Below are 10,370 nucleotides of genomic sequence, written 5' to 3' on the forward strand. Positions count from 1 at the left end.
TTGTCTATTTTTGGGCACTTGCCTGACGTCAGTCCACCAGCTGCTGGATAAGTGGACTTCCTTCGCGGATAAACACCGGGATGGTTTCCAGCGCCGCAGGCACCCGGATATGCTCCCCACCGGCGTAGCGCTCACCGTTGAGAGCGATCCAGCTATTGCCCGTCGGCAGCCAGACATCGCGCTCACGCTGACCGGCCTGCATAACCGGCGCCACCAGAAGATCTTCGCCAAACAGATACTGATCTTCACACGCCCAGCTCTGCTTATCCTGCGGATAGTGCCAGAACAGCGGACGCATGAGCGGGTCTCCGTGCAGATGAGCCTGCTGGTACAACGCGTCAATATACGGGCGCAGGGTTTCGCGCACGGTAAGCCAGTGCTGCATGATGGCGTAATTCTCTTCTCCGTAACTCCACAGCTCATTAGGCGAACCGCTGTTACACTGAGGAATGCCGTCACGGTAGCGCTCCGGGGGCTGGATCTGCGGTTCGCGATAGCCGTGCATGCGCAGAACCGGTGTAAACACCGCCCACTGGAACCAACGGATCAGCAATTCGTGGAACGCCGGGTCGTTAACGTTCCCTCCCTGGAAGCCACCGATATCGGTTGTCCACCATGGGATCCCCGCCAGCCCCATATTCAGTCCCGCGGCGAGTTGATTGCGAAAAGCATGGAACGAGGAGTGGACATCACCCGACCACGCCAGCACGCCGAAGCGCTGGCTGCCTGCCCAGGCGCAGCGTACCAGGTTAACAATGTCGGTTTCACCATTTGCCTGGAGCCCATCGTAAAAGCCCTGCGCAAAGTCACGCGGGTAGCGATTACCCACTTACAGCACCGGACCGGCGTGGTAGCGATAGTTGTCAAAATCATAGGCGCGGTATTCCGGTTCGGCTTCGTCCAGCCAGAACAGCTTAATGCCCATGTCGTAGTAATTTTTCTTCACCGTATCCCAGACGAATTTCCGCGCCTCAGGATGGGTCGCATCAAAGAAGGTGGTATTGCCCATAAAATCGAGGTTGACCTGCACGCCACGTTCACTGCTGACCAGCCAGCCTTTGGCTTTCATCAGCGGGTAGAGAGGGCTGCGCGCCTCTACCGTTGGCCACACCGACACCATCAGCGCAATACCCATTTCGCGCAGCTCGTCGACCATCCCTTCAGGATCGGGCCAGTCTACGGGGTCGAAGCACCAGGTGCCCTGATTCGGCCAGTGGAAAAAGTCGATGACCATCACCGACAGCGGCAGATTACGGCGGCGATACTCCCGCGCAACCTCCAGCACCTCCTGCTGGGTGCGGTAGCGTAATTTGCACTGCCACAGCCCGCTGATAAACGCCGGGGCGGAGGGCGGAGTACCGGTGGCTTTCACATACTGGCGGGTGATATCCGCCACCGTGTCGGCGGCGGTGATCCAGTAGTCCATTTCTCCTGTGACGCGGGCGCGCCATTCCGTCTGATTTTTTGCAAAGCTGGCTTCACCAATCGCCGGGTTGTTCCACAGCAGGCCATAGCCAAGGCTGGACTGCATAAAGGGCACGCTGGCCTGGGAGTTGCGCTGTGCCAGTTCCAGCGTACAGCCTTTCAGATCCAGCCACGGCTGTTGATACTGACCCATGCCATAGATGCGTTCATCCGGACGCGATTCAAACCGGACGGTGAGCTGATATTTCCCCCCCATTAGCGGCTTAAATTCGCGGCCATCCAGCTTCAGGGCGCTGACATATTTATCCTGGCTCTTCTCGCTGGCACCGATACCCACCGTTGAACGCTGGCGCCACATCTCTTCCAGCAGCAGTTCGCCGCGCTGATTGTAGAAGGCCAGCTGACCTTTAAGGTTCAGCGTCGCGGTAATATTGCCGTTGCGCAGCGTCAGGCTTTCCGCTTCGGCGACAATCTCAGCCTGGCAAGGGGCGGCGGGCAACAGTGCCTGTAAGGCGTCATCAAAAGTCGGGGAGCAGGTGGCCCTGACGCGCAGGCTGTTTTCACCCCACGGTTCAATACGCAGGATCTGGCGTTCAAAACGCCATTCGATACTGTTGGAATGTTGGATCAGCTCACTCATGGAAAACGCGTCCTTCTAAACAGGGTGTTTGGCAAGATGGATGGATTGCATTGTGCTGTCGTCGAGCTTGTACCAGCGCAGCGTGGCAAACGCGCAGAGTGACAAGACGCCAGGCACGACGGTGAAGAGGGCGATGATGCAGTACATGGCCGTGGTGGTCTGTTCCGGGGCATTGGCGACATAGCCGCTTAAGCCCAGCGTCCAGCCAACAATCGCGCCGCTGATCGCCATCCCCAGCTTGAGTACGGCGAGGAAGGTGGAGAAGATCACGCCGTCCATCCGTTTGCCCTGTTTCCATTCGCCGTAATCGGCGACGTCCGCCATCATTACCCACATCAGCGTGGTGGTGGCCTGGTAAAGGGTGGAGACGATAAACGTCATGGGCACCAGAATAAGCACTGACTTAGGCGCAAAGAACAGGGCGATGCTGAGTACCCCCGCCAGTACGGAACAGTATCCAAACATCTGTACTTTGCTGACGTTCTGCGTCAGACGTTTGGCCAGCGCGCTGCCTGCGGCTTTCCCGAGAATATGCGCCCCGAGCATCCACATAAAATAGCTTGCGCTACCGAGATAATAAGTGACGAAATACATCATTGCGCCAAGGCGAATAACGCCAAAACCAATGTTGGTTAATACCAGGACGGCGACAACCCGCCATTGGTCGTTTCGTAATAAATCCCGCAGTTCCGCAAGATAATTATTGTGGGTAGCGGGAGCCTTAATACGTTCACGCGTATTGGCGAAGCAGATCCAGAACATGATGACCGCGATGGTCGCCATAATGGCCATCGCCCAGCGGTAGCCCAGTAATTTATCATCGCCGCCTAAAAACTCTGCGAGCGGCATCATAAAGAATGTCGACAGCGCGCCACCCAGCGTGGCCAGGAAAAAACGATAGGACTGGAGGGAAATTCGCGCATCGTTGTCGGGCGTGATCACCGCGCCCATGGAGCAATAGGGAATATTGATTGCGGTATACATCAGCATCATCAGGGTATAGCTGACGGTGGCGAAAATCATTTTACCGTGCAGATCGAGCGACGCCGGAACGGCGTAGGTCAGCAGACAACTTGCGCCAAAGGGCAGCGCCAGCCACAGCATCCAGGGGCGGAATTTGCCCCAGCGCGTGCGCGTCCTGTCTGCGATATAGCCCATCGCCGGGTCTATTATGGCATCGGCGGTTCTCGCCAGAAGAAACATGGTGCCCACGAATGCGGCAGGTAGCCCCACCACGTCCGTATAGTAAAACGTCAGAAAAATAATGACGTTATCCAGCCCAATATGGCTCGCCATATCGCCTAACCCATAACTGATCTTTTCTTTACGGGTAATTATTTCGGTCATTGTATTCACCTTGCCAGTGTAAGGTTTATTTTTGAGGTGCTCCGTAAACAGGGTTAACCATGATGAAAAGGTTAACAATTGCGAGATCTGGCATCGGGGTTACGTAAATTTCTTTTCGTGATACCGGTAACAAATAAAGTATTTAAACAGTGACTTTATACGGGGGAGGATAGTTAACAGCGAATCGTTTCAGCGAAAAAATAGTTATTTCATGGACGCGTCATTGTCATTTAACTGTCATTGTGCGGGGGTAAAAAAGAGGCAAACGGGCAAAGCAGAGGGCATCATGAACGATCCTATGTTTGTCGAAACGCTGATTATCTCCTCATCGTTTTTTATTATCGCGATTATTTTGATTGCTTCCGTGCTGCTGCTGGAAAACGGCTGACCGTTAGCCAGCCGCAGTATTTATTGTTTACGGAACGTCACCAGTTCAGGACGGGCGATACGCAGATAGTCCTGGGTGTCCATAATCACCGACTTTTCCAGCAGGCCGGCGTTAAAGGCGATCTCATCGAAGCGCTCAAACAGCAGCGGATCGGCGACCAGCGTCAGATCCGGATGAAAGCTGAAGGGGGGAATGGCGCCGAAGACGCAGCCGGTAAGCGCATCCACTTCAGCCGGACTGGCGAGAGAGGCCTTTAGCCCACCGAAATGACTGGCCAGCAGGCTCAGATCGGCCTGCCGATCGGCGGCGAGGATTGCCAGAATATGTTTCTTAACACCGTTGCCTTTTACCTTGCAGACCAGTGCTTTTGCACCCTGCCGGAGATCGGTCCCGCGAATTTCACTGACCGCTTCGCATTTCCCAACGGCCTCATGCGCCACCACGCGAAAGCGCGCCTCCTGCTCGGTTAATAAGCTGATTAGCCGCTGATGGGTCGTCGTCCCGATCACGTCATCAGACATAACGATTTCACCTGTGATTTGCCAATACGTAGCTTGCTACATTAGCACGGGACGGAGAGGGCTGAAAGAAAACAGCCAGCGGGTGCGCTGGCTGTTGGGTCATGCGTTGCTGGTGGACGACTGTTTCTGGAGCAATTCGCTAAAATCTAAGTGACTGAATTTAATTTATAAAACTCTTTCCCCAAAACATCCCCAAAATAATTCCCCAAAACTCCCTGTTTAAATCACAACTTTTTTCCATTCTAGACCACGATCATCTCCATACATTACGCTCATTGCTTCGGTTTTATGCCCTAAAAGAGTTTTGACATCTATACCCTGAGCTTTGTATGTTCTTGATGAAAGCGAGCGCTGTTCATGAAACGGCGGAAGGGCAGTGCAATCCTTAGGCCAGCTAATATTTGCTTTATCTCTTGCCTCCTTAAAATATCTTGATATCGTTTTTTCTGGAACGTGAGATCCCGCCTTACCGTAAGCGTGATGCTTAACATGGTGGATCAGATAAGGGCTTACTACTCTATCGCGACACTTACTAATAACATCAGCCAGAGTCAACCCGATTGCATCGCACCTTAAATTTAAGGGGATAGCTAACTTCATTCCGGTTTTATTTTGGGTAACATGAAGGTGATTATCCCAAATGTCACTAAACTTCATCTCGACTATGTCACCTATCCTTTGCCCGGTGACTAAAGCCAAAAGCATAGAATTTTGAGCGCAAGGCGGCAAAGAACCTGCGCTTTCAAAAATCAATTTCCATTGTTCAATGCTAAGTCTGCTTCGTTTCACTTTGGCTATTGGATTTTTTACAGCTAAGGCTGGGTTGTAGCCAGGGTCAACCTCGCCAGCATGCTGCGCCTCTTTGAACACGTCGTTTAGTACGCTTCTTATCAGTTGGCCCATTCTGTGCTTTCCCTCTGCCTTATATTCATCAATAATTTTTGCAATGAGTCTTGTATCAACATCCTTCAGGCGAAGATTTGGCACTCTATCTGCGAGAATCTGAGAACATAATCGTCTGGATTTTACAGTAGGTTTTTTTATCTCACCGTCACGCAACCTTTCCATCTGAATTTCGATGTATTTTTTAATCCACTCAGAAACACGTATACCTTGATCCTTTTTCCCTGAGCTCTTCATTGCCATATCAATCAGAGCATAAGATTGCTGAGTTTCTTGTTCTGCGGTTATACGGTTCATCTCGATTGCAGCAGCTTTTGCCGCTTCATCATCTGTTCCGAATCCAATAAATGAACCTGTTACAGGGTGGCGATATTGCCAATAAATTTTTGAAGTACGCTTATCTAACTTACAGTAAAGGTTGGGTATTTTGACATTATGTTTTCTGGGGCGAGCTGCCATTTATTGCTTTCTCCACTAACTGGCGGGCCTTGTCTGATAATGATGACGAAATATCAACACTGCCAACCATGCCAACAAAACGAGCATCTTCATCTATAACCCAGCGTCGACCTTGCTTTAAGGCTGGCGGATAAGTCTGTTTGGTCTTTGCTATTTTGTTTAATGCTGAGTTGCTTAATGGATATTTGAATCCATTAGGACCAGATGCCCACTCATGAAGTGTTACTAACTGCCCCATGCGTTTCTCTCCACTTTACCGGCTGCACCCGGCTATCTTTTATAGAAAATGCATGATGAGCACCCACCACGGAGGCCATCATTGCAGGTACGACATCTTTTCGTTTCGTTGTTATAAAGCTGGTTGGCCATCTCCTTTGAAATAATTACTGGCATCGGAACGCGGATAACCAGCCTGCGGAGTTCGGCTATTTCGTCTGCCTGCTCCATGACTCTGGCGTACAGGTCCGATGCTTCACCTTTCCACCAGGCAACATCGGATTTAAGGCGGCGCAGGCGCCGCTGTTTAAGTTTGCTCACCATATGCCATACCCGGTCATGGATATGAGCTGGCAGATAGCGAACATCACCGCCGTGATAACAACCACTTTGACTGGAGGCATCACTTCACCTCCTGCTGCGGTGCTGCTGGCAGTGGCATCCAGTGGGTGATTTCGCAACCCTGTTTTGGTACGTTGGGGAATTCATCAGGATAGAAGTCACCATCTTCATATTCCGCACAAAAAATTACGCCACCGTCCTGACAAACAAGAACCGTTTCAAAATCCACAGGCATCCGCTCACTGCAAGCCACCCAACCACCGGGAGTCACCGGAGAGTTTCCAGCCTCATAAGCAACGCGCAACCAGTGAAAAAACACCTCCGTCATCACGCACCCACATTCGACGTCAATGGTGCCTGTCTGTTGCGAAAGCCACTGCTCGAATGGCAACTTGTAAGCCGTCGTTACAGGTTCGGCACCCTGAAGCATGGCGGCGCGGCAGGCGTCAAACACCGCATTGTTAAACTTCACACCTTCAAACAAGATTTTTCCATTATGCTCAAACCAGAACTCGGACTTCTCAGCATCCGGTAAGAGGCTTTTAAGCACGCCATCGGGCACACTCTCCGGCGCTGGCGGGGCAGTGTAGAGAGGCGTCGAATGCAGGCCTAATATCCCCTCAGCATTTGCGACATAGCCGCCGTCGGTGGTTAATTGGTCACCAGTGCGGGCGTGAACTATCCACGCCACAGGCTCCGCTTCGATCGATGCCAGCGCCAGCTTCATCGCAGCGAGCGCCATCGCCGCATCTTCGTTTACTGCTCCGGGAGTTGCATCGCGCTCTTCTTCAAGCTCCGCGATTGTCTGCTGGAGCCATTCTTTGGTAAGGGAAATCATGATGCTGCTCCTTCCTGATACTGTTCGAACCAGAACACCACTGGCTTCTCCACTGCCTCGATAAGGCCGAAACGCTCTGCCGTTCGGAAGTTCATGCTGCTCTTGCGCCCTCGCTCGACCTGAAGAGATACCTGCTTTCTGAACATTTCCAGCGAGTAGGACGTTTTCAGTAAGTTGCAGGGCGCACATGCCGGGAATAGGTTTTCCAGCCTATCCGCCCCTGGTCTGTAGAATTCACCAGTCGCCTTCAGTTTGAAGATGCCTTTCGCAGCCGCCTTCATACACTGCTCTGATTTGCGCAGTACCGCTTCAACGTGGTCAGCGTGCCAGCCTTTTTCCGGTAGCTCGCACCCACAGTAAGCACAGCGGCCGCCGAACTTCATTCGCAGCTCTGCGCGCTGGTTTTTCGTCAGTGCCATATCACTCTCCTTTACCGGCTGCGGCTGCGATTTCATCTTCACTGCGATAATCGCCACAGATGACAACATTCAGGCGACCGATGATTTCCCAGACGTTTTCCGTGGTGACATCACTCAGGAGTGACAAGGCACTTTCGATGCGCTTGTCTTTGGCTTCCAGCTCATCCAGCAGCGCCAGAACTCTCTCAGCCGTGAATGTTTTGCAGAACTCGTGTACTGGCTTCCATTCTGGCTTGGCTGGATCGACAACATCACCGAATTCGCCAACCGCATACCATGAAGGGGCTAATTTTGCTGCTACAGCAAGATTGCGCAGCGCCTGTTTGTCGATGTTGCTCATTGGGCGGCCTCCCCGACTCGTTTATTCCATGCAGCTATAGCCATGTTTATTTTGTTGGCGCCAACCATCTGAGCAGACTGCGCGTCGCAGGAATGGCAGCGAACTATTGCAGACCGGAAATGGCAGTCATCTTTATCCTGCGCGAACGCCTCTACGTCTTTGCTGCCGCAGAAAGGGCAAGGTTTGATTTGAGTGCTCACTTGGCGGCTCCTTGGTGATTTTTTGTGATGTAATCCGCCAACTCACCTTTCTTATTGAGACTCTGCATCTCAAGCATGTCTGTGATAGTCATACCGGCAGCAGGGGTAACCACAACAAAGTTTCCATTCACTTCCAGAGTGCGCCCTTGCTCTTCCATACGCTTTACGAACGCTACGATTTTGTTGCTCATGACTGCACTCCTTTACGAAGCTGGGCGGCGAACTCGCGGGCATCATCACCGCTGATATCTGCATGCATCTCTTTGGCGAACATCTCCACTGCTTGCGCCCGCACTTCAGCCATGAAAGCGTCGGTAGCCTTGAATGGGTTTTCTGCTTCAACATCGCGTGAAACGTAGGAATTGATTTCAGATACGTAATCCATTGGAATTCCAGCGTACAGGTACTCATCCTGGTTAACGTACTCGTCATGGTTCTCGCTGATGTCAGTCAGCAGGCGCAGCATCTGAGCATTCTCCGCAGCCAGAGCCGCAGCTTCATTACGAACCTTACGCAGTTCCAGAACAGCTACCTGCACTGCATAAGCGAACATAGCAGCAGGGCGTTCACTCACCTTTTCACTGTCTCGTTGCATGTTGACAGCAATAGTCATCAGTTCATCCAGCTGTTCGCCGGTCATTGGTTTATTGGCTGTCATGATTTTGCTCCTGCTGCAATTTGTGTTGCTTAACGAAGTGGGCTACTGCCTTTGACTGGCTGGTGACAATCCCATTAAGGATGACGTTCTTACCGCGATAGATTTGCGCAGTCCCGATCTCTGTACCTTCAAGTCTGACGTAAAGAGTTTTCCCTTTGATCTCAGTTTCAGGGACTGGTTGTGACAGGCGGTAAGTTTCACGCGCTTCGGCAATCGCTTTATGTTCGTCCATAATCGACAGCGCCTCGGCTAGGGCAGTCCCTTCAAGAGTGAAGACGCCTTCATCACTGATCGTGGCCTGAGCCATCAGCTCAACGAAACGGCGTGCGTTCTTTACACTAAGCTCCGGCGCGATAGAGCTACGGGTTACTTTCGATTTACCCTGGGCAGCCGCTACAGCTTTATCATGTTGGAGAACTTTCCCGGCCTGTTCGCCATACTCCATAACGCGATCAACCGCGACATCGACTGACACAGCGCCGGATTTAACCTCCTGCTGAACGTCATGGTTCGCCGTGCTGAGGAGCAGCAGCTTTTCGACGGTGGCCACAGACTTATTCACCAGCTTTGCTATCTCGCTGGTGGTCTGGTTGAAGGCGTTATGAAGCTCCTGAATAACAGCAGCCTGTTCCATATCGGATAGCGGGAGCTGGTTGTTACTGGTCATGATGCGCGCCAGGCGCTGAACATCGCTACCGTTGAACGGCATGATGTGGATGCGGTCTACTGGCTTACCAGCTTCTGCACAGCGCGCATAGCAGCGACACCGACGGTGGCCTTCAACAACCCACACTCCACCTTCATCACGGGCGATAACCTCCAGCGGGGGAACGGAGCCACCGTTCATCAGATAGTTGAAGAGGTCATCATCTGCCTGGCGGGTACGTTCATCATCTTCTCGTTTGTTGAAACCTTCCCGCACATGGATTTGATCAAGACAGATAAACATCCCGGTGTCGGTGCGCTTGATGGTCCCGTCACGTGTCATTTGCTTGAATGAGTTAGCCATCAGAGAGCCACCTCGTTATTTTGGGAAATGACGATGGGTGACAGCTCACGCAATTCTCGCTGGGCTTCCAGTAAATGAATATTGGTTCTGGTCTTCGTGTGGCGTTCAACAATGCAGTCACACTCTTTGGCCCAGCTTGCGACATCTTCACGCAGAGTTGCGTTCTGAACAGCCAGTTCTTTACGCTGCGCCATCGCTTCACAAAGCGCGACGCTGGTATAGTCCAGGCGGTTAGCCAGTTCGGTCATAATTCCGCGATAAGCTGGCGGAAGAAGAGGGGCGGCCTTACGAGCTGCGTCGATAAGCTGCTCTCTGGTCATGCGTGGTTGTAACTCGGTGACGTTCTGTGTGTTCGTCATGGATAGTTTCTCCGTGTTATAAGCGCTCTGCACAGCGCTGATTTTTGGTTGCACGAATCCCTCGCCTGGTGGCGACAAAAAATAAAGGGGGTTCGTTTTAGTAAGTACCCAACTAGGGCACTTAGTGAAACGGGCGGCTGCCACCGCCAGTTAGCTTCTCCACAATTGGGAGCGCGTTCCCCTGAGTTGATTTAACGACTGAGGCCTCTCAAGGAACCGGCTGAACGCGCTTTCAGTTGTGAAAAGGGGCGGTCGACATTAAGGGATTTCAAACTGCCGACCGCCAAGACTACACACAGCATCAGG

Annotated in this window: 13 protein-coding genes and 1 pseudogene; 1 reads left to right on the forward strand and 13 read right to left on the reverse strand. The window is 52.2% G+C overall.

The window, feature by feature from the left end; genetic code table 11:
- Window positions 1-28: 28 nt before the first annotated feature.
- Both KTH07_RS06525 and KTH07_RS06530 read right to left on the reverse strand, forming a co-directional pair.
- Window positions 29-2,065, reverse strand: a pseudogene (locus KTH07_RS06525) (TIM-barrel domain-containing protein).
- Between the two features lie 15 nt (window positions 2,066-2,080).
- A complete protein-coding gene (locus tag KTH07_RS06530) occupies window positions 2,081-3,412 on the reverse strand; it encodes a glycoside-pentoside-hexuronide (GPH):cation symporter (RefSeq protein ID WP_015570785.1) in 1,332 nt (443 codons plus the stop codon).
- Between the two features lie 286 nt (window positions 3,413-3,698).
- Between KTH07_RS06530 and yoaI the strand changes: the two genes are divergently transcribed.
- On the forward strand, window positions 3,699-3,800 hold the full coding sequence (gene yoaI, locus KTH07_RS23440) for a small membrane protein YoaI (protein ID WP_017384693.1): 102 nt from the start codon (window positions 3,699-3,701) through the stop codon (window positions 3,798-3,800).
- Between the two features lie 20 nt (window positions 3,801-3,820).
- Here yoaI and KTH07_RS06535 read toward each other — a convergent pair whose 3' ends face one another.
- The 11 genes from KTH07_RS06535 to KTH07_RS06585 all read right to left on the reverse strand — a co-directional run bounded on the left by KTH07_RS06535 (window position 3,821) and on the right by KTH07_RS06585 (window position 10,064).
- On the reverse strand, window positions 3,821-4,321 hold the full coding sequence (locus KTH07_RS06535) for a YbaK/prolyl-tRNA synthetase associated domain-containing protein (RefSeq protein ID WP_015570783.1): 501 nt from the start codon (window positions 4,319-4,321) through the stop codon (window positions 3,821-3,823).
- A 219-nt stretch (window positions 4,322-4,540) separates the two neighbouring features.
- Window positions 4,541-5,683 carry a phage integrase Arm DNA-binding domain-containing protein gene (locus KTH07_RS06540; protein WP_032619909.1) on the reverse strand — a complete coding sequence of 381 codons (1,143 nt, stop codon included), beginning with the start codon at window positions 5,681-5,683 and terminating at the stop codon, window positions 4,541-4,543.
- Window positions 5,658-5,921, reverse strand: a complete 264-nt coding sequence (locus KTH07_RS06545; protein WP_022650818.1) for an excisionase — start codon at window positions 5,919-5,921, stop codon at window positions 5,658-5,660. Before KTH07_RS06545 ends, KTH07_RS06540 begins: the two co-directional genes overlap by 26 nt.
- A 381-nt stretch (window positions 5,922-6,302) precedes the next feature.
- On the reverse strand, window positions 6,303-7,079 hold the full coding sequence (locus KTH07_RS06550; protein ID WP_071882635.1) for a DUF551 domain-containing protein: 777 nt from the start codon (window positions 7,077-7,079) through the stop codon (window positions 6,303-6,305).
- Window positions 7,076-7,498, reverse strand: a complete 423-nt coding sequence (locus tag KTH07_RS06555; RefSeq protein WP_039268806.1) for an HNH endonuclease — start codon at window positions 7,496-7,498, stop codon at window positions 7,076-7,078. The genes KTH07_RS06550 and KTH07_RS06555 overlap by 4 nt, the downstream gene beginning before the upstream one ends.
- Before the next feature lies 1 nt (window position 7,499).
- On the reverse strand, window positions 7,500-7,838 hold the full coding sequence (locus KTH07_RS23445) for an ead/Ea22-like family protein (RefSeq protein WP_234704207.1): 339 nt from the start codon (window positions 7,836-7,838) through the stop codon (window positions 7,500-7,502).
- Window positions 7,835-8,038 (reverse strand): Lar family restriction alleviation protein, encoded by a 204-nt coding sequence (locus KTH07_RS23590; RefSeq protein ID WP_126543105.1) that lies wholly within the window; start codon window positions 8,036-8,038, stop codon window positions 7,835-7,837. The genes KTH07_RS23445 and KTH07_RS23590 overlap by 4 nt, the downstream gene beginning before the upstream one ends.
- Window positions 8,035-8,229: a hypothetical protein gene (locus tag KTH07_RS06570; RefSeq protein WP_126543104.1), complete on the reverse strand. Its 195-nt coding sequence runs from the start codon at window positions 8,227-8,229 to the stop codon at window positions 8,035-8,037. The genes KTH07_RS23590 and KTH07_RS06570 overlap by 4 nt, the downstream gene beginning before the upstream one ends.
- Window positions 8,226-8,696 (reverse strand): hypothetical protein, encoded by a 471-nt coding sequence (locus tag KTH07_RS06575; RefSeq protein ID WP_217310899.1) that lies wholly within the window; start codon window positions 8,694-8,696, stop codon window positions 8,226-8,228. Before KTH07_RS06575 ends, KTH07_RS06570 begins: the two co-directional genes overlap by 4 nt.
- Window positions 8,683-9,705, reverse strand: a complete 1,023-nt coding sequence (locus KTH07_RS06580; protein WP_217310900.1) for a chromosome partitioning protein ParB — start codon at window positions 9,703-9,705, stop codon at window positions 8,683-8,685. Before KTH07_RS06580 ends, KTH07_RS06575 begins: the two co-directional genes overlap by 14 nt.
- A complete protein-coding gene (locus KTH07_RS06585) occupies window positions 9,705-10,064 on the reverse strand; it encodes a hypothetical protein (RefSeq protein ID WP_045345726.1) in 360 nt (119 codons plus the stop codon). Before KTH07_RS06585 ends, KTH07_RS06580 begins: the two co-directional genes overlap by 1 nt.
- Window positions 10,065-10,370 lie beyond the last annotated feature (306 nt).

The organism is Enterobacter cloacae complex sp. ECL72 (assembly GCF_019056635.1).
Classification (GTDB): Bacteria; Pseudomonadota; Gammaproteobacteria; order Enterobacterales; family Enterobacteriaceae; genus Enterobacter; species Enterobacter hormaechei_C.